Source organism: uncultured Gemmiger sp., from assembly GCA_944388105.1.
Taxonomy (GTDB): Bacteria; Bacillota; Clostridia; order Oscillospirales; family Ruminococcaceae; genus Gemmiger.
On the sequence record CALXHN010000031.1, the window covers coordinates 1 to 21301 of the forward strand.

General features: G+C 60.1%; 23 protein-coding genes. 14 read left to right on the forward strand and 9 right to left on the reverse strand.

Annotation, left to right across the window (positions count from 1 at the left end):
- Positions 1–957 (forward strand): DNA-directed RNA polymerase subunit alpha (locus Q0K17_RS05275; RefSeq protein WP_294540698.1); only part of this gene is annotated, 957 nt, incomplete at its 5' end.
- Between the two features lie 17 nt (positions 958–974).
- Positions 975–1316: a 50S ribosomal protein L17 gene (rplQ, locus tag Q0K17_RS05280; protein ID WP_294540700.1), complete on the forward strand. Its 342-nt coding sequence runs from the start codon at positions 975–977 to the stop codon at positions 1314–1316.
- Between the two features lie 134 nt (positions 1317–1450).
- Here the strand turns inward: rplQ and Q0K17_RS05285 are convergent, their stop codons facing one another.
- Positions 1451–3013 (reverse strand): peptidoglycan DD-metalloendopeptidase family protein, encoded by a 1563-nt coding sequence (locus tag Q0K17_RS05285; RefSeq protein ID WP_294540702.1) that lies wholly within the window; start codon positions 3011–3013, stop codon positions 1451–1453.
- Positions 3014–3382: 369 nt separating this feature from the next.
- Between Q0K17_RS05285 and Q0K17_RS05290 the strand changes: the two genes are divergently transcribed.
- The 9 genes from Q0K17_RS05290 (at position 3383) to Q0K17_RS05330 (ending at position 12495) form a co-directional block, all read left to right on the forward strand.
- Positions 3383–4537, forward strand: a complete 1155-nt coding sequence (locus Q0K17_RS05290; RefSeq protein ID WP_294540742.1) for a ribose-phosphate pyrophosphokinase — start codon at positions 3383–3385, stop codon at positions 4535–4537.
- A gap of 153 nt (positions 4538–4690) precedes the next feature.
- On the forward strand, positions 4691–6085 hold the full coding sequence (gene murD, locus Q0K17_RS05295) for a UDP-N-acetylmuramoyl-L-alanine--D-glutamate ligase (protein ID WP_294540704.1): 1395 nt from the start codon (positions 4691–4693) through the stop codon (positions 6083–6085).
- Positions 6086–6100: 15 nt separating this feature from the next.
- Positions 6101–6892: a GNAT family N-acetyltransferase gene (locus tag Q0K17_RS05300; RefSeq protein ID WP_294540706.1), complete on the forward strand. Its 792-nt coding sequence runs from the start codon at positions 6101–6103 to the stop codon at positions 6890–6892.
- Complete coding sequence (locus Q0K17_RS05305) at positions 6889–8148, forward strand: methionine gamma-lyase family protein (protein WP_294540708.1); 1260 nt, start codon at positions 6889–6891, stop codon at positions 8146–8148. The genes Q0K17_RS05300 and Q0K17_RS05305 overlap by 4 nt, the downstream gene beginning before the upstream one ends.
- 72 nt (positions 8149–8220) lie before the next feature.
- Positions 8221–9666 carry a nicotinate phosphoribosyltransferase gene (locus Q0K17_RS05310; RefSeq protein ID WP_294540710.1) on the forward strand — a complete coding sequence of 482 codons (1446 nt, stop codon included), beginning with the start codon at positions 8221–8223 and terminating at the stop codon, positions 9664–9666.
- 90 nt (positions 9667–9756) lie between these two features.
- Positions 9757–10164, forward strand: coding sequence for a hypothetical protein (locus Q0K17_RS05315; protein ID WP_294540712.1), 408 nt, complete (start codon positions 9757–9759; stop codon positions 10162–10164).
- Positions 10165–10496: 332 nt separating this feature from the next.
- Complete coding sequence (locus Q0K17_RS05320; protein ID WP_294540714.1) at positions 10497–10700, forward strand: hypothetical protein; 204 nt, start codon at positions 10497–10499, stop codon at positions 10698–10700.
- Positions 10701–10798: 98 nt separating this feature from the next.
- Positions 10799–11461: an HAD family phosphatase gene (locus tag Q0K17_RS05325; RefSeq protein ID WP_294540716.1), complete on the forward strand. Its 663-nt coding sequence runs from the start codon at positions 10799–10801 to the stop codon at positions 11459–11461.
- 14 nt (positions 11462–11475) lie between these two features.
- Positions 11476–12495, forward strand: a complete 1020-nt coding sequence (locus Q0K17_RS05330; protein WP_294540718.1) for a glycosyltransferase — start codon at positions 11476–11478, stop codon at positions 12493–12495.
- A gap of 99 nt (positions 12496–12594) precedes the next feature.
- Here the strand turns inward: Q0K17_RS05330 and Q0K17_RS05335 are convergent, their stop codons facing one another.
- From Q0K17_RS05335 to pckA, 5 genes are all read right to left on the reverse strand, one after another.
- The gene (locus Q0K17_RS05335) at positions 12595–12798 is read right to left on the reverse strand and encodes a hypothetical protein (protein ID WP_294540720.1); all 204 of its coding nucleotides are present in this window, start codon (positions 12796–12798) and stop codon (positions 12595–12597) included.
- Between the two features lie 17 nt (positions 12799–12815).
- Positions 12816–14189 carry an HD domain-containing protein gene (locus Q0K17_RS05340; protein WP_294540722.1) on the reverse strand — a complete coding sequence of 458 codons (1374 nt, stop codon included), beginning with the start codon at positions 14187–14189 and terminating at the stop codon, positions 12816–12818.
- A 31-nt stretch (positions 14190–14220) separates the two neighbouring features.
- Complete coding sequence (locus Q0K17_RS05345) at positions 14221–14619, reverse strand: hypothetical protein (protein WP_294540724.1); 399 nt, start codon at positions 14617–14619, stop codon at positions 14221–14223.
- Between the two features lie 30 nt (positions 14620–14649).
- Entirely contained in the window at positions 14650–15459 is an 810-nt protein-coding gene (locus Q0K17_RS05350; RefSeq protein ID WP_294540726.1) for a hypothetical protein, read from the reverse strand.
- A gap of 123 nt (positions 15460–15582) precedes the next feature.
- Positions 15583–17175, reverse strand: a complete 1593-nt coding sequence (gene pckA / locus Q0K17_RS05355) for a phosphoenolpyruvate carboxykinase (ATP) (RefSeq protein WP_294540728.1) — start codon at positions 17173–17175, stop codon at positions 15583–15585.
- A 212-nt stretch (positions 17176–17387) separates the two neighbouring features.
- On the opposite strand from pckA, the gene Q0K17_RS05360 reads away from it, so the two are divergent.
- The 3 genes from Q0K17_RS05360 (at position 17388) to Q0K17_RS05370 (ending at position 18765) form a co-directional block, all read left to right on the forward strand.
- On the forward strand, positions 17388–17924 hold the full coding sequence (locus Q0K17_RS05360; protein WP_294540730.1) for a nitroreductase: 537 nt from the start codon (positions 17388–17390) through the stop codon (positions 17922–17924).
- A gap of 33 nt (positions 17925–17957) precedes the next feature.
- A complete protein-coding gene (acpS, locus tag Q0K17_RS05365) occupies positions 17958–18332 on the forward strand; it encodes a holo-ACP synthase (RefSeq protein WP_294540732.1) in 375 nt (124 codons plus the stop codon).
- 61 nt (positions 18333–18393) lie between these two features.
- Positions 18394–18765: a type II toxin-antitoxin system PemK/MazF family toxin gene (locus tag Q0K17_RS05370; protein WP_204647443.1), complete on the forward strand. Its 372-nt coding sequence runs from the start codon at positions 18394–18396 to the stop codon at positions 18763–18765.
- A gap of 78 nt (positions 18766–18843) precedes the next feature.
- Here Q0K17_RS05370 and Q0K17_RS05375 read toward each other — a convergent pair whose 3' ends face one another.
- The 3 genes from Q0K17_RS05375 to Q0K17_RS05385 form a co-directional block, all read right to left on the reverse strand.
- Positions 18844–19896: an FAD:protein FMN transferase gene (locus Q0K17_RS05375; protein ID WP_294540736.1), complete on the reverse strand. Its 1053-nt coding sequence runs from the start codon at positions 19894–19896 to the stop codon at positions 18844–18846.
- The gene (locus Q0K17_RS05380; RefSeq protein ID WP_294540738.1) at positions 19893–20294 is read right to left on the reverse strand and encodes a DUF3783 domain-containing protein; all 402 of its coding nucleotides are present in this window, start codon (positions 20292–20294) and stop codon (positions 19893–19895) included. The genes Q0K17_RS05375 and Q0K17_RS05380 overlap by 4 nt, the downstream gene beginning before the upstream one ends.
- Positions 20295–20422: 128 nt before the next feature.
- Positions 20423–21301 (reverse strand): SEC-C metal-binding domain-containing protein (locus Q0K17_RS05385; protein ID WP_294540740.1); only part of this gene is annotated, 879 nt, incomplete at its 5' end.

The following is a 21301-nucleotide window of genomic DNA, read 5'->3' on the forward strand; positions in this document are numbered from 1 at the left end:
ATGGAGATTGAACGCCCCAAGATCGAGATGGCCAACCTTTCCCCCGACGGCCGTTACGGCAAGTTCGTGGTGGAACCTCTGGAGCGTGGCTTCGGCACTACGCTGGGCAACAGCCTGCGCCGTGTGCTGCTCTCCAGCTTGCCCGGCGTGGCGGTCACCAGTGTGAAGATCGACGGCGTCGTGCATGAATTCTCGACCATCGAGGGCGTGCGCGAGGACGTGACCGAGATCGTTTTGAACCTCAAGGGTGTTGCTGCCAAGATCTATGGCGACGGCCCCAAGACCGTCCGCGTGGAAGCCGCCGGTCCGTGCGAAGTCACTGCCGGCAGCATCAAGCAGGGCGACGACCTGGAGATCCTCAATCCCGAATGGCACATTGCCACCCTGGGTGAGGGAGCCAAGCTCGTCATGGAGCTGACCTTTGACAAGGGCCGTGGCTATGTTCCCGCCGAGCGCAACAAGCTGGCGCTCATCGAGAAGAACGATGTCACCACCCTGCCTGTGGACAGCATCTATACTCCGGTGCTCAAGTGCAACTACACGGTGGAGAACACCCGTGTGGGCCAGATCACCGACTTTGATAAACTGACCATCGAGGTCTGGACCGATGGCACCACCAACGCGCAGGAGGCCATGAGCCTGGCTGCCCGTGTGCTGACCGAACACCTGAATCTGTTCGTCAACCTGTGTGATGAAGCCGCCGAGACCGAAATCATGGTCGAGAACGATGAGAAGGGCAAGGAAAAAGCGCTGGAAATGACCATTGAAGAGCTGGACCTGAGCGTCCGTTCCTTCAACTGCCTCAAGCGCGCCGGCATCAACACCGTGGGCGACCTCATCAACAAGAGTGAGGACGACATGATGAAGGTCCGGAACCTTGGCCGCAAGAGCCTGGAAGAAGTCATGGCGAAACTGGACAGCCTGGGCTTCATGCTCACCAAAGACGACGACAACTGATAAAGGAGTGAAACAGAATGCCCGGTACTAGAAAGCTTGGCCGCGCCACCGACAGCCGCAAGGCGATGCTGCGCGCTATGGTCACTTATCTGTTCGAGAACGGCAAGATCGAGACCACCGTTACCCGCGCTAAGGAGGTTCGCTCCATGGCCGAGAAGATGGTCACCCTGAGCAAGGCCGGCGATCTGCACGACAAGCGCCAGATCTTCAGCTACATCACCAAGGAAGATGTTGCCAAGAAGGTCATCGATGTGTATGGTCCCAAGTATGCCGACCGCAACGGCGGCTACACCCGCATCATCCGCACCGGTATGCGCCGCGGCGACGCCGCCGAGATGGCGATCCTGGAACTGGTCTGATCGACCGTTTCAGCGTTGACTGAATAAAAGCCCGCCCCTGATGAAAGCCGGGGGCGGGCTTTTTTATCGGTATTTTATTGGCATACAAAAGCTCCGGCACCTTGGTGCCGGAGCTTTCCTGTACTGTGATTGGTTTATTTGTTCCAGGTGGGGATGTCGGGGAAGACCGTGTGGGCACTGAACCGTCCCTGCGGCCCGTACATCTCAAAATGCAGATGGCTGCCGGTGGAGTTGCCGGTGGAACCCATGTAGCCGATGACCTGACCGGCTTCCACATGCTCGCCTTCACTGACAATGTACTGCAGCAGATGCCCGTAACGGGTGGTATAGCCGCCGTCATGCTCAATGACCACATAGTTGCCGTAGCTGTTCCAGTCGCCCCGGGTCACAATACCGTTCCAGGTGTAGGTCTGGACCACCGTGCCGGAGGCCGCTGCCAGGATGGGCGTGCCGCTGGGCCCTGCAATGTCAATGCCGGTATGGCCGCCTACCATCCACTGGCTGATGTGCCGGTATCCGGGGGCAGGCCAGACAAAGTCATAGCCGTTGATGCTGCCGTACATATAATCCTTCAGCTGGGTGCCGGTGACCCGTTCTTCCGCCACCGGATCGGTCAGGATCTTGACCTGTACCGTCTGTACGTCAGTCTGTACCCCGTCCACCGTGGTCACGTCCTGGGTGATCTCCCGCAGACCATTCTGTCCGGACTGGAGCACCACGGTTTCGCCGTAGTCATAAGCGGCGGATTCCTGGGTATAAACAGGATAGGGGATTTCCTCCTGGTAGGTCTGCCGCTCGATGGACCGGACTTTCAGCAGGTCAGGGTCACCGCGCAGCTGCCCCAGCACATCAGCGTAGGATTGTACCGAGTCAGAGAAAAAGAGCCCGTCCACCAGCTGGACATCATGTACAAAGGCCACCCGCTGGTTGGGATTGTCCACCTGCTTGTAAGGCAGCAGACAGCTTTGCAGAAAACTGCGCAGGTGGTCCCCGTCGGTGGTCACATACTGCAGGGCACCGTCCAGATACACGGCGGTGGCGTCCTGCAGCTCGCCGCCGGACGCCATCAGCAGGGCGTTGACCAGTTCACTCTGTCCCATGGTCTGGTCGTAGTCGGTGGTCAGGATGTAGGTAGGCCAGATTTCAAAGCCGGATTCCGCGGAAGATTGTCCCGCATCACTGAGCACCCGCTGGGCCGTTTCCACACGTTCGTACACGGCCGCGCGGGCGTCGTCGAAAACCTGCTCGTTCTCCACATAACCAACGGTCTGACCGTTTACCTGTACCTGCAGCACGTAGCTCCGGTCCAACCCGGTATAGACAGTCCAGCCCAGCACTCCGGCTGCAGCGGCCAGCAGGGCGCTGCGCAGCAAAAGGCCGGGGGAGAAGGCCACGGCCTGCCCGGTATCGGGGGGCACAAGGGGGCGGACCAAGGCACTCCCCAGGGAGACAAAACCGCGCAGCAGCAGTACGACGAACCAGCCCACCGACCGTGCCAGCCGGATAAGGGTATATTCCACCAGAAAGCCGATGGCGTATAAAAACTCGCCGGTTTCATGCCAGTATGGGAGGCTCCGTACCCGGGAAAGAAACCGGTGTTGGGCAGCGCTGCGCTTTTCTTTTTTATGCCATCGCCGGACGGTACGGCGGCATCGCCAGGCGTCCAGCAGAGAGGTGCGTGAAGGTTTCGTTTTCATCGCTCCTTCTGATTCCTGTCAGATTTGAAGAGGAAATACAAGTTGGTCTAAAACGATAGACCAGATACCAAAAGTCTAACATACGGCCCCTGGACTGTCAAGGCAGCAATAGGGCAGGGGAGTCTATCGGACAGCACAACAAGGGCAAATCTGGCGAATTTGAAAAAATTTTGTAAAAAACACCAGAAATTTTGAGGCGCCTCCTGAAAGGGGATGTGCAAGGTGCGGAAAATCAAAGATTGTACAAAAAAAGCACGGTTGACAGGTGCTTTTGCCGTTCCCATGTGATAAAATAAAGATGAGTCATGATGCGCCTTTGTGCGCACAAAATAAGTATAAAGATCAGTGAAGGAGCAACGTATGGCTGACATGAATCTTGGCCCCCGTGACTTTTTTGCGAAAGAGGACGCAATTGCCGATCTGGGGCTTCTGGCATGCCCCGGTGCCGAGGAACTGGCCAACCTGGTGGACGGTCACCTGGTGCGCTGGGCCCGCGAGGTCGGTATGGATGTGGATACCTTTATCATTCCCTCCGATTGCCCGCGCTTCCAGTCCGGTGACGCCAAGGGCCTGGTCAAGGCCTCGACCCGCGGTGATGACATCTTTATTTTTGTTGATCCGGGCAACTACAGTGTTACCTACAAACTCTTCGGGTATGAGAACCATCTCTCTCCCGACGATCATTTCCAGAACCTGCTGCGTCTGATCCAGGCTGTTTCCGGCCGTGCTCACCGCATCAGCGTGATCATGCCCAGCCTGTACGGCGGCCGGCAGCATCGCCGTGTCAGCCGCGAAAGCCTGGACTGCGCTTTCGCCCTGCAGCAGCTGCGTTCTGTGGGCGTCAAGAACATCATCACCTTCGACGCCCATGACCCCCGCGTCCAGAACGCCGTGCCCACCATGAGCTTTGACAACGTCATGCCCACCTACCAGGTTCTCAAGTGCCTGCTGCACCATGTGCCCGACGTCCGCTTCGACAAGGAGCACTTCATGGTCGTTTCTCCCGATGAAGGCGCCATGAACCGCAACATGTACTACTCCAGCGTGCTGGGCTGCAACCTGGGTATGTTCTACAAGCGCCGCGACTACTCCAAGATCGTCAACGGCCGCAACCCCATTGTCGCTCATGAATACCTGGGCGAGAGCGTGGAAGGCAAGGATGTCTTCATTGCCGACGACATCATCGCTTCCGGCGAGAGCATGCTGGACATCGCCTACGGCCTGAAGATGCGCGGCGCCCGCAAGATCTTCACCTACGCCACCTTCCCGCTGTTCACCGCCGGTCTGGACAAGTTCGACAAGGCCTACCAGGACGGCATCGTGGCTGCCGTGCTGGGCACCAACCTGACCTACCGCATGCCCGAGCTGCTGGAACGTGAATGGTACCATGATGTGGACGTGTCCAAGTACACTGCCTACTTCATTGCCGCCATCAACCATGACAAGAGCGTGTCCAGCATCATTGACCCCATGGTCAAGATCCGCGCTCTGCTGGGCCGTCACGGCATCCCCATGGGCTGCTGAGTCCCCTCACATCTGAATCACTTTTGATTTTTTGCCTGTGCCGTTTCGGCACAGGCAAAAAATTTGCATTGCGGCGCCTGTCTCGTTATAATAATGGGGTATAAAGAATTCCCGGGGCCTCCCGCCCCGTTGCCGAAAAAGGAGAGGTTTTGTATGCTGCCAATCGAACGTCTGCGGGCGATGGTCGCCGGCAAAAAGGTGGCCTTCATCGGGGCCGGTGTCAGCCACAAACCGTGCATCGAACAGTTTGCCGCCCTGGGTGCCCAGATCACCCTCTGCGACCAGAAACCCAATCTGGAAGCCTTCGGCGACTACGCCGATACCCTCCGCCGCCTGAAGGTGAACCTGAGCCTGGGTGAACATTACACCGACGGCTTTGCCGGACAGGATATCATCATGCGCACCCCCGGCTATGAGTATTATAAGCCCGAACTGCAGGCGGCGCTGAAGGCCGGCACCATGGTCACCAGCGAGGTGGAACTCTTCTTTGAGCTCTGTCCCTGTGAGATCGTGGCTGTGACCGGTTCGGACGGCAAGACCACCACCACCACTCTCATTGCCAAGATGCTGGAAGCCGCCGGCCGCAAGGTCCTTTTGGGCGGCAACATCGGGGCTGCCCTGCTGCCTCAGCTGGAAACGGTCACCGCCGACGACATTGCCGTGGCGGAACTGTCCAGCTTCCAGCTCATCAGCATGCGCCACAGTCCCAAGGTGGCGGTGGTGACCAACGTCACCCCCAACCACCTGGACCACCACAAGGATATGCAGGAATACATCGACGCCAAGCGCAACATCCTGCTGTGGCAGACGCCGCCCTGCCGTGCGGTCCTGGGATATGAGAATGACATTACCCGGGGCATGGCCGCCGACTGCAAGGGGGAACAGGTCTGGTTCACCCGCCTGCACGAGACCGACAAGGGCGCCTTCCTGCGGGCCTCCGACGATACCCTCTGCTACGCGGAAAACGGTGTGGTCACCCCCATCGTGCCCCGGTCCGAAGTGAAACTGCGCGGCTTGCACAACGTGGAAAACCTGCTGGCCGCCATGGCTGCTGTCTGGGGTCTGGTTCCGGTGGAGGTCATGCGTCAGGTGGCGTCCACCTTCACCGGTGTGGAACACCGCATTGAACCGGTCCGGATGCTGGACGGCGTGCAGTACTATAACGACTCCATCGCCACCAGCCCCACCCGTACCATCGCCGGCCTGCGCAGCTTCGACCGGAAGCTCATCCTGATCGCGGGCGGGTATGACAAAAAGATCAGCTACGCCCCTCTGGCGCCGGAACTCATTGCCCATGTAAAGGTGCTGATCCTCATGGGGGATACCGGCCCCATTATCGAGCGGGAAGTCCGCGCCTGCCCCGGCTTTGCGGAGAGCGGTCTGGAGATCCTCCACGCCGATTCCATGCAGGATGCGGTGGAAAAGGCCCGCGGTGCCGCCCGTCCCGGCGATATCGTCAGCTTGTCCCCGGCGTCGGCCTCCTTTGACCATTACCCCAACTTTGAAGCCCGCGGACGGGAATACAAGCAGATCGTGAATGCACTGTAACAGGAGGTCCGCCCCGTGATCCAGGCTGTAACCGATGCCGCCCAACAGCGGGCCTTTTTGCAGACCGCTTCCGGCAAGCCCTATTTTCAGGCGCTGCTGGGGCGGGATGCCGCCCTCTGGACCGGCAACCCCGGTGCTCCAACCCGGCTGTTTACCCTGCCCGGTGGGGCGCTGGCATTGAGCGGCCGCTCGGCCCAGCTCTGCTGTGACAGTGCAGCTGCCCCGGACTGGGAGGAGCTGGCGCTGTTCCTGCGGTTTGCCGGGGTGGAACGGGTAACGGCCAGCATCCGGCCGCCGGAGACCTGGCCGCTGCGCCGGGACCTGTACCTGTACACTCTGGCCCCCGGCGGGCAGCTGCCGGTGCCGCCGCTGCTGCCGGAACTGCATATAGACCGCCATCCTTCCATGCAGGCCATCAGTGCCGAACTCTTCCCCGAAGAACCGGAACGGCAGGAGGCCTTCTACTCCGAATCCTGCACCGCCCTCAACCACGGCTATGCCCGGGTGCTGGCCGTGTGTGACGGAACAGGAAAAATGGTCTGCACGGTGGGGGCCTACGCCATCTGTGCGGGGGAAGCCTATATGGCAGCGGGGGAGACCCGCCCCGACCTGCGCGGCAAGGGCATCGGCGGGCACCTGATCGTCACCCTGGCCAATGAACTGGCTGCCGAAGGATATACCGTCACCTTTCTGTGTGAGGCAAAGCGCCGGCATTTTTATGACCGTCTGGGCTTTGTGTGCGTGGGCAGCTATGGGCAATATCATCTGCCCGCCCAAACCAACAACGAAGGAATCGAAAATCAATGATCGAACAATTTTTTGACCTGAAACCCGAAGTCCTCGCCCTGGACAAAAAAGCGCTGGAACTGTGCAAGGACCAGTTTGCCCATGTGGAGGAGATCCGGGATTACAACCAGCTGAAGATGCTCAAGGCCTTCACCGGCTGCGGCGTGGAGGCCCGACATTTCTGGGGATCCTCCGGCTACGGCGTCTGGGATGACAGCCGCAACAAGCTGGAGGAAGTCTTTGCCCGCTGCATGGGCGCCGAGGCCGCTCTGGTGCGCCCCCAGTTCATGAGCGGAACCCACACCCTGGCCGTGGCTCTCTTCGGTCTGCTGCGTCCCGGTGACACCCTGCTGGCCGCCACCGGCCGCCCTTACGATACCCTGGAAGGGGTCATCGGCATCGGGGAGGCAGGCAAAGGCTGCGGCACCCTGCGGGAATTCGGCGTGCTGTACGACGAATGTCCCCTCAAGCCGGATTTCACCCCCGATTACGAGGCCATTGCCCGTCAGGCCAAGAACGCCACGGTGGTACACATCCAGCGCAGCCGGGGCTATACCCAGCGCAATGCCTTTGACCTGGCCACCATTCGGAAGGTGGCCGAAATCGCCCGTCAGGCCAACCCCAACGCGGTGATTTTTGTGGACAACTGCTACGGGGAATTCACCCAGAAGCAGGAACCCCTGGAAGTGGGCGCCGACCTCATCGCCGGCAGCTTCATCAAGAACCCCGGCGGCGGCATTACCCCCACCGGCGGATACATTGCCGGACGGGCCGACCTGGTGGAAAAGGTCAGCCATCGCTTCACCGCTCCCGGTATCGGCGCGGAACTGGGCTGCACCCAGGACAGTCTGCGGGATACCTTCCTGGGCTTCTACTACGCCCCCGGCGTGGTGTGCGAGGCCCTCAAGACCGCCATCTATGCCCAGTGCCTGCTGGAACTGTCCGGCGTGAACCCGGTGCCCCGGTATACCGCCGACCACAACGACATCGTCACCTGTTTTGATTCCGGCAGTGCCGCCGCTCTGCAGGGCTTCTGCACCGGTATCCAGCAGGGAAGCCCCATCGACAGCATTGCGGCTCCCGAACCCGCCGATGAGCCCGGTTATACCGATAAAGTCATCATGGCCTCCGGCAGCTTCACCGAAGGCAGTACCATTGAACTTTCCTGCGACGGCCCTCTGCGCGAACCCTATACCTGCTACCTGCAGGGCGGGGTGAACTTTACCGCCGCCCGCGCCGCGGTGCTGTGCGCCGTGCAGAACGCCTTTTTTGCCTGACCTTGTGGTACAAACCGCCCCGGCGGTTTTGCGTCAATATGGACCCTATTGACCGAAAGGAAGGAAAATACCATGCTGGACATCAAGCGCAACCTGACCACCATGACCGACTTTTACGAACTGACCATGTCCGCCGGCTATTTCGACGAAGGCTACAAGGACAAGATCTCTGTCTTTGACATGTTCTTCCGCCGTGTGCCGGACGGCGGCGGCTACGCCATCATGGTGGGGCTGCAGCAGTTCATCGACGCGGTGGATCATCTGCAGTTTACCCGGGAGGACATCGACTATCTGCGGTCTACCCGCATGTTCCGGGAGGATTTCCTGGAATATATGGCCAACTTCAAGCTTCACTGCAATATCTGGGCCATCGAGGAAGGCGTCCCCATCTTCCCCCAGGAACCCATCGTCACGGTGGAAGGTCCTGCCATTGAATGCCAGCTGCTGGAAACCCTGCTTCTGGTCACCTTCAACCACCAGTGCCTGATCGCCACCAAGGCCAACCGGATCGTGCGGGCGGCTTCGGGGCGTCCGGTCATGGAATTCGGTGCCCGCCGTGCTCAAGGGTATGACGCGGCCTACTTCGGCGCCCGTGCGGCCTACATCGGCGGCTGCGGTTCTACCAGCTGTGTCATGGCGGCCCGGGATTTCGGCATCCCGGCTTCCGGCACCATGGCCCATTCCTGGGTGCAGATGTTCCCCAGTGAGTACGAGGCCTTCAAGAAGTATGCCGAGATGTATCCGGATGCCTGCGTCCTGCTGGTGGATACCTACAACGTGCTGCGCCATGGCATTCCCGATGCCATCAAGGTGTTTGATGAGGTCCTCAAACCCATGGGCAAGCGTCCCAAGGGGGTGCGCATCGACTCCGGCGATATCGCCTACCTGTCCAAGAAGGCCCGCCGCATGCTGGACGAAGCCGGTTATCCCGACTGCACCATCTGCGCTTCCAACAGTCTGGACGAATACCTGGTCCGGGACCTGATCCTGCAGGGGGCCCGTGTGGACAGCTTCGGCATCGGTGAGAACATGATCACCGCCAAGAGCGATCCCGTCTTCGGCGGGGTGTACAAGCTGGCTGCCGTCAAGGAAGAAGACGGTACCTATACGCCCAAGATGAAGCTCAGCGAGTCCGCCGAAAAGACCACCATTCCCTGCCTGAAGAAGGTCTGGCGTATCTATGACGAGGACAACAAGGCGATGGCCGACCTGATCACTATGGCCGACGAAGAGGTGGAGACCAAGCACGGCATCACCCTGTTTGACCCGGTGGAAACCTGGAAGGAGCGCACCTACGTCAACTGCACCGCCCGCTGCCTGTCCACTCCCATTTATGTGAACGGCGAGCGCGTCTACACCAGCCCCTGCCTGGAAGATATCCGCAAGTTCTGCAAGGCCCAGATCAACACCCTGTGGGATGAAGTGAAGCGCTTTGAGAACCCCCACCGATATTACGTGGACCTGAGCCAGAAACTGTGGGATACCCGCAGCGAACTGCTGAAGGCCCTGTCCAAGTAAGGCAAAAAAATAGTTACAAAGTGATTACAGACCCTCTTTCCTGCACAGAATACTCCTACAAAGGTTTCTGCCGGGGAAGGGGGCTTTTTTATGGTGCTGGTCCGCAGTTGCCGCTGGGAGGCGGGCTCGCTGTTTCTGCTGGGCGGGGTTGCGTACCTGGGGTTGGAGATGGTCTGGCGGGGCACCACCCACTGGACCATGTTCTTTGCGGGCGGGCTCTGCCTGTGCCTGCTGCGCTGGTTTGATGATTGTTTCCGCTGGCCGCTGCCAGCCGCGGCCCTGCTGGCGGCGGCGGCCGTGTCCGGGGTGGAACTGGTTTTCGGTGTATTCTGTACCCGCCTGTTGGGGCTGCATGTGTGGGACTACAGTACCGAGTGGGGAAACATCGCCGGTCTGATCTGCCCGAAGTACTGCCTGCTGTGGTTTTTGCTCTGTTTCTGGCTGTTGGGCGGCCTGCGTGCCCTGCGCCGGCTGCTGCACACACAGACCGTTTTATAGGACTGGTTTGCTCCGGCCGGACTGCCGAAGTCCGTTTTATGGACCTTTTGCTTCTGTATAATGAAGACAGAAACAAAAGAAAGGCAGGCGGGTTCCATGACCACCAAGTTCAAGAATGTCAACGGCCACATCGAGGTGTATTCCGCACAGGGAGAGTTCCTTTTCTCCGCCGATACCATGGAGGAAGCCTGGCGGGAACTGTGCGCCTGACGCGTACAAACGTGGATGCCATATAGACAAAACAACGAAAATGTTGAAAATAACAAAAGAACTTTTTGTAAGTTTGTACAAAATGCAGGTTGCAAAAGTCAGACCTTCCGTGTATACTGAAGATGCAAAGAGAGGAAGGCCGGCACCCGCAAGCAGCCGGACTTCCGCCCATCTACAGAAAGGGGATCGCTATGTTGAGCCTGCATAAGATTACGACATGGATGCGCGGTATCATTCAGCGCGGCGAGGACTTTGGTTTGCCGGAGGATGTGTACAACGACGTGATCCCGTCCGGCGTGCATGATTTCCAGCATACCGAATTCTGAGCATGGATCCGGGACCGGCCAACGCAAAAAACGTTGGCCGGTCTTGTTTTTTTGCGCAAAAAAAGGTATGCTATATAGGTATACCAAGGAAAGGGGAGATGCCTGTGTCATGGCGGCCTTACGCCATCTTTGACATGGACGGGACTCTGCTGGATTCCACCGGTATGTGGGACCTGGTGGCTGACCGGGTCCTGGCCCGGTGGAATATGCGCTTTGATGAGCAGGATCGGGACAACACCGTTGCCCTGACCATCGAGGGCACGGCACAGTATTATGTGCAGCGGTATCATCTGCCGGTCACGGCGCCGGAACTGGCCGACTGCATCCGCACCGAAGCCCGCCGCGCCTACACCAGCTGCGCCACCCTCAAGCCCGGTGCTGCCGATGTGGTGGACGCCCTGCGGGCCAAAGGGGTGCGGCTGTGCGTGGCTTCGGGCACCGACAAGCCGCTGGTGGATGCAGCTCTGGGACATCTGGGAATCCTGGACCGGTTTGAATTCACCCTCTCCTGCCTTTCGCCCCGGGGCAAGCAGGACCCCGAGGTCTACTTGCGGGCGCTGAAAGCTTTTGGAAGCCCCGACCCCGCACAGGTCATGGTATTTGAGGATTCCCCCACGGCACTGGCCACAGCCAGACAGCTGGGCCTGTACACGGTAGCTGTGTGGGACACCTACACCGCCGACGCCTGGCCCGACCTGGGGCAGACGGCCGACAGCCTGTGCGAACGCTGGCCCGACTGGCTGGCGCAAAACCAAATGTAAGAGGAGAAGTCAGTATGAAATTGATCACCTTTACCGTGCCCTGCTACAACTCGGCCGCTTATATGGACCGCTGCATCAAGACCCTGCTGCCTGCGGGGGAGGACGCGGAGATCATCCTGGTGGATGACGGTTCCAAGGACGAGACCGGTGCCATTGCGGACGCCTGGGCGGAAAAATATCCCACCATCATCCGCGTCATCCATCAGGAGAACGGCGGCCACGGCGAGGGCGTGAACCAGGGCATCCGCAACGCTTCCGGCATGTATTTCAAGGTAGTGGACTCGGACGACTGGCTGGACGCCGACGCTTTGCAGAAGGTCATGGCCAAGCTGCGGGAATTCGCGGCTATGCCCCAGCCCGTGGACCTGCTTTTGTGCAACTATGTGTATGAGCACACGGTGGACAACACCCACCACACGGTGCGGTATACCGGCATTCTGCCCCAGGACAAGGTCTTTACCTGGCAGGACATCGGCCATTTCCCGCCCAGCCAGAACATCCTGATGCACTCTGTCATCTACCGCACCCAGATTCTGCGGGACTGCGGCCTGCGCCTGCCCAAGCACACCTTCTACGTGGACAATGTCTTTGTCTACCTGCCTCTGCCCAGCTGCCGCAGCCTGTATTATATGGATCTGGATCTCTATCGGTATTTCATCGGCCGGGAGGACCAGAGCGTCAACGAAAAGGTCATGGTCAAGCGGGTGGACCAGCAGGTGCGGGTCACCAAGCTGATGATCACCGCTGTGAATCTGTATGCCCTGCCGCCGGAGCAGAAAAAGCTGCGGGCTTATATGTTCAACTATCTGTCCATGATGATGACCATCTCCAGCGTGTTCCTGACCATGGACGGCAGTGCGGAAGCCCTGGCCAAGAAGGCCGAGCTCTGGCAGTTCCTCAAGCTGCATGACCGCCGCGTCTACCGCCGCTGTGTGGCGTCGGTGGCGGGGCTGTGCAACCTGCCCGGGAAAGCCGGCCGCGGCATCACCCTGTGGGGCTATCGCGTGGCTCAGAAGATCTTCAAGTTCAATTAAAAAATGGCAGGCCGCCCTTTCGGATATCTCCGGGTTCGGGCGGCCTTTTCATATTTTGAAAAAAACAGAACTCCCTCCTTGTTTTGCGGTATCATACAGTCAGACCGAAAGACAAACCGAAAAACGGGAAAGGAGCCGATACACCATGCTGAACTGGAAAAAATCTGGAACGACGCTATTCTGAATCGCCTGAGCCACCTGCTGGCCAATGCCGATGAACAGGGCTTCCGGGACCTGTACATGAACTGCCTGGAAGATCTGCTTCTGGATGAATGATATACCAAAAAAGCCCTCCGCCGCCAAGGCAGAGGGCCTTTTTCTTATGGAAGCTGCCGGCTGCGCACAGCCTGCAGCAGTGCCTCCCGTTCGTTGGGCAGGATGCCCTGCATGACGGATCGCAGCAGCCATTCCAGCGTATTTCCCACCAGGGGGCCGGGGGTCAGTCCGGCGGCAATCAGGTCGCTGCCGGTGATGGCCAGTCCTGAAACGGTATAACAGGCAGTATCGGCCAGGTGCTGCATGCGGGCGGCAAACTCCCGCACCTCCCGACAGCGCAGCGCCACCGCTTCATTGTTGGCGTGGGCCGCCAGATCGGCCAGTTTCAGACGGCACAGCCGCTGCCAGAACAGCGGACCGCGCTGATGCAGCTGTTCCAGGATCTCGGCTTCCGACTGGGGCAGGGGACTGTCGTGTACCGCCACCAGGGCCGTCACCCCGTCAATCAGGTAGACAGGCGCCCGCAGCCGCTGCAGAATCTGGCGGGCCAGTCGGGCACCACGCTGGTTGTGCCCCGGAAAATGAGCCGTGCCGTCCTCGTCCTCGGTGCGGCACAACGGCTTTGCCATGTCATGCAGCAGCACGGACCAGCGCAGGACCCGGGCACTGCGAGGGTCCATTCCCTCGGTGTCCAATCCGCCTACGGCCGCCGCCGTGTGGTTCCACACATCGTAGCAATGCCAGCGCCCCAGCTGAGAACAGCCGATGCAGGCTTCGATTTCCGGCAAAGCACCGGCCAGAATATGTCCATACCGGGCCAGGACTGTTCCGGCGGCAAATCCTTCCAGAAGGCGGTCCAGCTCGGTGAAAATCCGCTCCACGGAAACACACCGCACCGACATCCGGGCGCCCAGGGCTGCCTCGGCAGTGGCCGGATCCAGGTGGAACCCCAGCTGGGCGGCAAACCGCACCGCCCGCAGGATGCGCAGGGCGTCTTCATCGAAGCGTGCCGCCGGGTCTCCCACACAGCGCAGGATGCCTGCCTGCAGGTCCTGCTGCCCGCCAAAAAGGTCAATGAGGCCTTCCTTCGGGGACCAGGCCATGGCGTTGACGGTGAAATCCCGGCGGGCCAGGTCCTCCCGCAGGCAGGGGACAAAGCGGACGCAGTCGGGATGCCGGCCGTCCGTATAATGCCCGTCCTGCCGGAAGGTGGTGATCTCCCAGCTTCTGCCGTCCAGCACCACCGCCACCGTGCCGTGTTTTTTGCCTTTCAGCAGCAGCCGTTGTCCGGCAAACAAGGCTTCGATCTCATCGGGACGGGCGCTGGTGCAGATATCCCAGTCATCCGGGATGCGGCCCAGCAAACTGTCCCGCACGCATCCGCCCACAATGTAGGCGGCATCATACCCGGCTTGCTGCAATCTGCCCAGCAGACGACAGGCTTGTACCGGAGGCCGGATCTGGGCGATATCGTTCATATCCGTACCTCCTTTCCTTTTCGGATATGGATCATTCAAAATGCCATTGCTGGCTCAGGTCCACGGTGCAGGCCACGCAGTCGCCCTCTTCCATCAGAGAAGCCACCTTCAGGCGGGCCGCTTCCTCATCGGGCATCCAGGTCACCAGGAAGAAATTCTCCGCCGGCACTCCGTAATAGACCCAGATCCCGTCGGCGCGTACCAGATCACTCAGGTGATCCAGTTCCTCGCCGTCGGTCAGGCCGGAGCCTTCCTCAGCGTAGATCATTTCCGGGCTCACCTGCATGCTGTCGATTACCGTGATGCTGCTGGTAATGTAGCCGTCGCGGTCGGTGCTCGTCATCTTGTCACCGCATACTTCCCATGCCGAGGCGAACGCCTTGATCAGCAATTCGCGCACCTCGATCATGGAATCCCCAGGATTGTACATGATATTCCTTCTTTCTATTGTAACGGTTGCTTACAGTATAGCATGCCCTTGCGGCAGGGGCAATCCATTTGCATCAAACTGTGTCAGCGGGCCGAAGTATGCCAGCAGCATGTCGGCCAAAGCCAGCTCCGCATACCGGTGAAAGGTATAATCCTTGCCGGCACCGGCCACCACAGCCTTTTTTACAAAGGGATACTTCCGGGCTGTTTCGGCGTTCTGGGTCAGCAGCCAGAATTCGCCGGCTTCCTCGGCCAGACGCTGCACGGCATCGATCATGACTTCCAGTCCGCACCCGTTCATGCTCAGCATTAAAATCAGGGTGCCGCGGCTCACTGTCACATCTTGGAGGTTGGCGGTGGAAAGCAGAACCCGGATGATTTTGCCCCGTTTGACCAGTTCCCGCTGCAGGTACAGCATCATCAGGCCGGAGTATTCCATCCCCAGCAGCAGCACGTCGTCTGCGGCCCGGATGGCATCCGCCAGGGCCTGCATCTGGTTGGGGTCCACCCCGGCCAGACAGGCGTACAGATCGCTTCCCAGGGTGCGGCAGCTGTCCTGCAGGGCAGGCTGTACCAGGGCGGCTTTGTCGTAGCCGAATACATTGCCGCAGTAGTAGGCCGACTGGGCTCGCATGCGGCGATCCAGGGCGCACTCATCCTTGAAATGCAGAAAGTCATCATAGCCCAGGCTGTGGCAGAACCGGGTGATGGTGGCGGCCGAAACATGGCAGGCAGCTGCAAGCTGGGTGATGCTCATGTTCAGCAGTTCATCAAAGTGAGCCAGACAGTAGCGGGCAATACTCTGGTTGGTCTGGCCCCCGGTTTTCTTCCGACGCCACAAACAAAAGCAGTTCCTGTGCCATCTGCATGGGGCAGCGCCTCCTTTGCAAAATAAATCGTCCCCGCCCCGTGCAGCAGCAGGGGCGGGGACGGTGGTTTATGGATTCAGCTCAGCCGCAGAAACTCAGTTCTTGGGCTTGGGGCCGGCTTCCGCAATTTCGGAAGGCATGTTGGGATACTTCTTGGCGAAGTTGTCCGCAAACATCTGGGCCAGCTTGTTGGCCTGGGCGTCGTAGGCGTCCTTGTCGGCCCACATGCCGCGGGCGTCCAGCATTTCGTCGGGCACGCCGGGGCAGCTGACGGGATAATCCACGTTGAACACGTCATGATGCTTGAACTCGATGGAGTCGAAGCTGCCGTTCAGAGCGGCGGTGACCATGGCACGGGTGTAAGCCAGCTTCATGCGCTTGGCACCGGCAGCGGCGCTGCCGCCGGCCCAGCCGGTGTTGACCAGGTAGACCTTGGTGCCGTACTTGTCCAGCTTTTCGCCCAGCATTTCCGCGTAGACGGAAGGATCCATGGGCATGAAGGGTTCGCCGAACAGGGTGGAGAAGGTGGGCTGCGGCTCGGTGATGCCACGCTCGGTGCCGGCCAGCTTGGAAGTGAAGCCGGTGACGAAGTGGTACATGGCAGCGTTCTTGTCCAGACGGCTGATCGGAGGCAGAACACCGAAAGCATCGGCGGTCAGGAAGATGACAACCTTGGGGATGCCGCCTTCGCCGGGGATCTGGGCGTTGTTGATGTAGTTGACGGGATAGCCCACGCGGGTGTTCTCGGTCAGGCTGCCATCATCAAAGTCCAGTTCGCGGGTCTCGGGATCCATGACCACGTTCTCCACCAGGGAGCCGAAGCGGATGGCATTGTAGATGTCGGGCTCGTTCTCGGCGCTCAGGTTGATGCACTTGGCATAGCAGCCGCCCTCAAAGTTGAAGACGCCGTCCGGGCTCCAGCCATGCTCGTCGTCGCCGATCAGCTTGCGGGCGGGGTCGGCAGACAGGGTGGTCTTGCCGGTGCCGGACAGGCCGAAGAAGACGGCGGTCTCATGGGTCACGGGGTCCATGTTGGCGGAGCAGTGCATGGGCAGAACGTTCTCCTTGGTCATGACGTAGTTCATGGTGGAGAAGACGCTCTTCTTGATCTCGCCGGAATACTGGCTGCCGCAGATGACGATGACATGAGCCTCGTAGTCGATCATGATGGCAGCTTCGCTGTGGACGCCGTCCACTTCAGGATCGCACTTGAAGCCGGGAGCAACCAGCATGGTGTAGTCGGGTTCGCCGTAGTTGGCCAGTTCCTCCGCGGTGGGGCGGATCAGCAGCTGATGGATGAACAGGTTCTGGCTGGCCATCTCATTGATGATGCGGAACTTCTTGGTGTACTTCTTGTCGGCGCCGGCAAAACCGTCGAAGATGAAGACTTCGCGGCCCTGGAGGTACGCAGCGACCTTGCCCTTGATGGCATCGAACTTTTCGCGGCTGATGGGGCGGTTGACCTTGCCCCAGGCGATGTCGTCATGCACAGCGGGGGTATCAACGATGAACTTATCGTTAGGGGAGCGGCCGGTGTACTTGCCGGTGGTAACCACCAGGGCACCGGTGTTGGACAAAGTGCCCTCACCGCGGCGCAGAGCGGCCTCGGTCAGCTGGGCGGGGGTCAGGTTGCGGTACACGGCCTTGGGGCCGATGATCCCGAACTTTTCGATTCCATAAGTCTCCATGGGAAACTACCTCCTTATATGCCATTGTATGCCACTTTAATGGACTGTCTTTAGTATAGCCGAAAGCACTGCAAAAGGCAATGGACCCGACTGCAAATTTGAAAAAAATTAACACATTTTGGCGCCGGGGACTTGCAAGGCATGGTATAATAAAGACAAAAAACAGGGCGGACGGCCGTTGGTGCCCCCGCCGGAAAGGTGAGATTTTGATTATGCTGACCAATGAAACCCTGAATACGCTGAACACCCGCCGCAGCTGCCGTGCTTATGCGGACCGTCCGGTGGAAGCCGAGAAGATCGAAGCCATCCTGAAGGCCGGTACGTACGCCCCCACCGCCATGGGCCAGCAGAGCCCAGTGATCGTGGCTGTGGTCAACAAGGAAGTGCGGGATCACCTGTCCCGTATGAACGCTGCCGTCATGGGCTCGGACAAGGACCCCTTCTACGGGGCTCCGGTGGACCTGGTGGTTCTGGCCGATACCCGTCAGCCCAACTGGAAGGCAGACGGCAGCCTGGTCATGGGCAACATGCTCAACGCCGCGGCCAGCCTGGGCCTGGGTTCCTGCTGGATCAACCGCGCCTATGAGATGTTTGAGACCGAGGAAGGCAAAGCCCTGCTGAAGGAATGGGGCGTGCCCAATGCGGAATACCTGGCCGGCGTGGGCAACTGCGTGGTTGGTTACGGCGTTCCCGGCGGGGAAAAGCCTGCCGCTCCCCGCAAGGAAAACTATGTGGTGTATGTGCGCTGAGGCAAGACGCAATCAGCAAAAGGAAGGTGCGGCATGATCTACGGCATCGGGACCGATTTGTGTGAGAGCGCCCGGATGGAAAAGGCCATTGCCCGGGACCTTTTTCTGAAAAAGGTCTTTTCCCCGGCGGAACAGGAACTGCTCCTCTCCCATACCGGCAAACGCCGGACCGAGACGGCCGCTGCCAACTTCGCAGCCAAGGAAGCGTTCCTCAAGGCCTGCGGCTGTGGCCTGGGCGGCTTTGCCCTGGCGGAGATCGGTGTGCTGCGCCGGGAAAGCGGTGCCCCTTATTATGAACTCTGCGGCGAGGCGGCCCGGTGGGTGCAGGAACATCATCTGACGGCCCACTTGAGTCTGACCCATGATGCGGGTCTGGCCTGTGCTTTTGCGGTTTTGGAACAGGGATGATTAAATCCCGCTCTGCCTGCTTATACTGTAAACAGAACAAACAAGCAGGGAGGGCAAATCCATGGAGGTACACAGAGGAGAAGTTTTCTACGCTGATCTGAGCCCGGTGGTGGGTTCGGAACAGGGAGGCGTGCGGCCGGTACTTATCATCCAGAATGAGATCGGGAACCGGCACAGCCCCACCGTCATTGCGGCGGCCATCACGTCCCGGCAGGACAAAAACCGCCTGCCCACCCATATCGGGGTCCGGGCGGACCGGTGCGGTCTGAGCAAGGACAGCATCGTGCTCACCGAGCAGATCCGCACCCTGGACAAACGCCGCCTGCGGGAGCGGGCGGGGCGCATCCCGCCCGAGGACATGCAGCGGGTGGACGAGGCCCTGGGCGTGTCCATGGGGCTGGTGGAACAGCCGCCTCATGGCAGTTTTACCTGAATCAGCTGAAACATCCATAAAAAAAGACCTTTCCCGGACCGGGGCGTTCCCGGCGGGAAAGGTCTTTTTGCTTGCAGATCACTGGGGCCAGCCGTCGGAAGGAAGGAGCACATCTCCCTCCAGCACCCACAGGGCACTGGCTCCCTCCACCTTGGCCAGCACCGTCTGCCCCTGGGCCTGAGGCAGACAGAACAGTCCGGTGGAAAGAGCATCCCCGATGCCGCTGTCGGTGCACAGGATGGCCACGCTGCGGCAGTAGCGGGCGGGCTGCAGGGCGCTCAGGTCGATGAGGTGATGATACCGCACCCCATCCACTGTGAAATATCGCTGGTAGTCTCCGCTGACCACCAAGCTCTGGCCCGGTTCCAGGGATACCTGCGCCAGGTATTCCTCTCCGTCCGGGTCCTGGACCCCGGCGGTCCAGCGGCTGCCGTCCGGCTTTTTGCCGATGGCCCGCACGTTGCCGCCCACGTTCAGGATGGCGGAGGTCAGCCCCCGGGCTTCGGCTTTTTGGGCGGCCTGTTCCACCGCCCAGCCCTTGGCAATGCCGCCCACATCCAGCTGCAGGTCAGGGTCGGCAAACTGCACGGTGCAGGCCCCCTCATCCAGGACCAGATCATCCATATCCATGTGTTCGGCGGCCTGCTGCAAAGCGTCCCCGGCGGGCAGAATATCGGCGGTCAGGGCTGTCTCCGGGGAAGCCGCTTCGGCGGCGGTGCGGGCGTCGTGCCACAAAGAAAGCACCGTGCCCGCCGCAATGTTGCAGGCGCCGTCGGTCAGGTCGTAGGCCTGTTTGCCGAACTGCAGCAGGGCAAACAGGTCTGCGTCCACCGTTACCGGTTCCTGTCCGGCCTTGGCGTTGACGGTGGCCATGTTGGTCAGGGCGTCGTAGGTGTTGTAGATGTCGAACAGCTGGTGATAATGCAGCAGGTCATCGTGGATCGCCTGGGATTGCTGCTGCCATTCTTCCTCGCTGGAGGCATACCCGGTGACCACCGTCACGGTGTCGAATACGTCCCACCAGGTGGCGGTGTAGGCTTTGGGGGCGGTGCGGTCCTGCCAGAAGCTGAATCCCACCACCGCTGCCAGCGCCGCGCACAGGCCCAGGGCCATCCAGCCCCGGCGGGTCAAGACTGGCCTCCCACGGTGGCGTGTTCCTCACACAGCTCCCGCAGCAGGGCGTCCAGGGTCCAGTCCCGGCTGGTGGGGGTCACCATGGCCCGCAGGGCAATGGCGGCTCCGCCCCGGCGCACTTCGTCCACGAAATGCCCCAGAGAGCCGTCGTCATGGCGCAGCCCGCTGATGATCATGGCCGCGTGGTCGGTGGGGGAGGGAAGAGGGGCTCCGTCCGGGGCATGGCGACCGGTGCACAGGTCGCCCACCCGGGCGCTCAACTCGGCGGGCCTCACGGAGCGGACCTTCAGGCCAAAGGAGGAGGCCGTGCGGACCAGGTGGTCATATCCCGCATTCAGCGGTCCGAAATTCCACAGCAGCACGCAGCGCGGTTCCTTCTGGATATGTGCTTTCATAAGCGATGAAACCTCCGAAGTTCATTGGAAATGAATTTTATTCTACCACATCTGGCCCCGAAAACAAAGGCCATGGCAACAGGCAAACAAAAAAGACCGGACACAGGGTCCGGTCTTGGACACTTGGATTACAGGTCAGGATGGTATTCCTTGCAGGTGCATTTCTTCCACTTCAGACCGCTGCCGCAGGGGCAGGGATCGTTGCGGCCGATCTTCTGTACCCGCACGGGGGCGCTGCCCTTGGCGCCGGGACGGGTGGGGGCGCCTTCGCCGGTGGGCTTGGCGACCTGTTCCCGCTGGGGCTGGGCTTCGGGACGGCGGATCTCGATGGTCAGCAGCATATGGACGGCGTCCTCACGGATGGAGGCGATCATCTCGTCAAACATGGCAAAGCCTTCCAGACGGTACTCCACCACCGGGTCGTGCTGGCCGTAGCCGCGCAGACCCATGCCCTGCTTCAGCTGATCCATATTGTCGATGTGGTCCATCCACTTGGTATCCACATTGCGCAGCAGGCAGATGCGTTCCAGCTCCCGCATGGTCTTGGAGCCGTACTTGGCTTCCTTGGCCTGCAGGATCTGCATGCCCCGGTCATACAGGGTCTTGGCCACCTCTTCCTTGGTGACATTGCTCAGCTGCTCGGTGGAGTAGTTGAAGTCAGTGGGCAGGCACAGCCAGTTCATATAATGGCGGCGCAGGGCGGCAAAATCCCAGTCATCCGGCACATCGCCGCTGAGGAAAGAGTTGCAGCTCTCGTCGATGGATTCCCGCATCATCTCATGCAGCTTGTCCGAGATATCCTCGCCGTCCAGCACCATCTGACGCTGCTTGTAGATGATCTCGCGCTGCTGGTTCATGACATCGTCGTACTGCAGCACCTGTTTACGGATGGCAAAGTTGGAAGCTTCCAGCTTTTTCTGGGCGCTTTCGATGGTGTTGGTGATGAGTTTGTTCTCAATGGGCATGTCCTCGTCGATGCCCAGGGAGTTCATCATATTCTGCACCCG

Excerpts from the sequence above, each read along its gene's own strand:
- rplQ (WP_294540700.1), top strand. The coding sequence starts at position 975 with ATGCCCGGTACTAGAAAGCTTGGCCGCGCCACCGACAGCCGCAAGGCG.
- Q0K17_RS05285 (WP_294540702.1), bottom strand. The coding sequence starts at position 3,013 with ATGAAAACGAAACCTTCACGCACCTCTCTGCTGGACGCCTGGCGATGC.
- Q0K17_RS05290 (WP_294540742.1), top strand. The coding sequence starts at position 3,383 with ATGAATCTTGGCCCCCGTGACTTTTTTGCGAAAGAGGACGCAATTGCC.
- murD (WP_294540704.1), top strand. The coding sequence starts at position 4,691 with ATGCTGCCAATCGAACGTCTGCGGGCGATGGTCGCCGGCAAAAAGGTG.
- Q0K17_RS05305 (WP_294540708.1), top strand. The coding sequence starts at position 6,889 with ATGATCGAACAATTTTTTGACCTGAAACCCGAAGTCCTCGCCCTGGAC.
- Q0K17_RS05310 (WP_294540710.1), top strand. The coding sequence starts at position 8,221 with ATGCTGGACATCAAGCGCAACCTGACCACCATGACCGACTTTTACGAA.
- Q0K17_RS05315 (WP_294540712.1), top strand. The coding sequence starts at position 9,757 with ATGGTGCTGGTCCGCAGTTGCCGCTGGGAGGCGGGCTCGCTGTTTCTG.
- Q0K17_RS05320 (WP_294540714.1), top strand. The coding sequence starts at position 10,497 with ATGCAAAGAGAGGAAGGCCGGCACCCGCAAGCAGCCGGACTTCCGCCC.
- Q0K17_RS05325 (WP_294540716.1), top strand. The coding sequence starts at position 10,799 with ATGCCTGTGTCATGGCGGCCTTACGCCATCTTTGACATGGACGGGACT.
- Q0K17_RS05330 (WP_294540718.1), top strand. The coding sequence starts at position 11,476 with ATGAAATTGATCACCTTTACCGTGCCCTGCTACAACTCGGCCGCTTAT.
- Q0K17_RS05340 (WP_294540722.1), bottom strand. The coding sequence starts at position 14,189 with ATGAACGATATCGCCCAGATCCGGCCTCCGGTACAAGCCTGTCGTCTG.
- Q0K17_RS05345 (WP_294540724.1), bottom strand. The coding sequence starts at position 14,619 with ATGTACAATCCTGGGGATTCCATGATCGAGGTGCGCGAATTGCTGATC.
- pckA (WP_294540728.1), bottom strand. The coding sequence starts at position 17,175 with ATGGAGACTTATGGAATCGAAAAGTTCGGGATCATCGGCCCCAAGGCC.
- Q0K17_RS05360 (WP_294540730.1), top strand. The coding sequence starts at position 17,388 with ATGCTGACCAATGAAACCCTGAATACGCTGAACACCCGCCGCAGCTGC.
- acpS (WP_294540732.1), top strand. The coding sequence starts at position 17,958 with ATGATCTACGGCATCGGGACCGATTTGTGTGAGAGCGCCCGGATGGAA.
- Q0K17_RS05370 (WP_204647443.1), top strand. The coding sequence starts at position 18,394 with ATGGAGGTACACAGAGGAGAAGTTTTCTACGCTGATCTGAGCCCGGTG.
- Q0K17_RS05380 (WP_294540738.1), bottom strand. The coding sequence starts at position 20,294 with ATGAAAGCACATATCCAGAAGGAACCGCGCTGCGTGCTGCTGTGGAAT.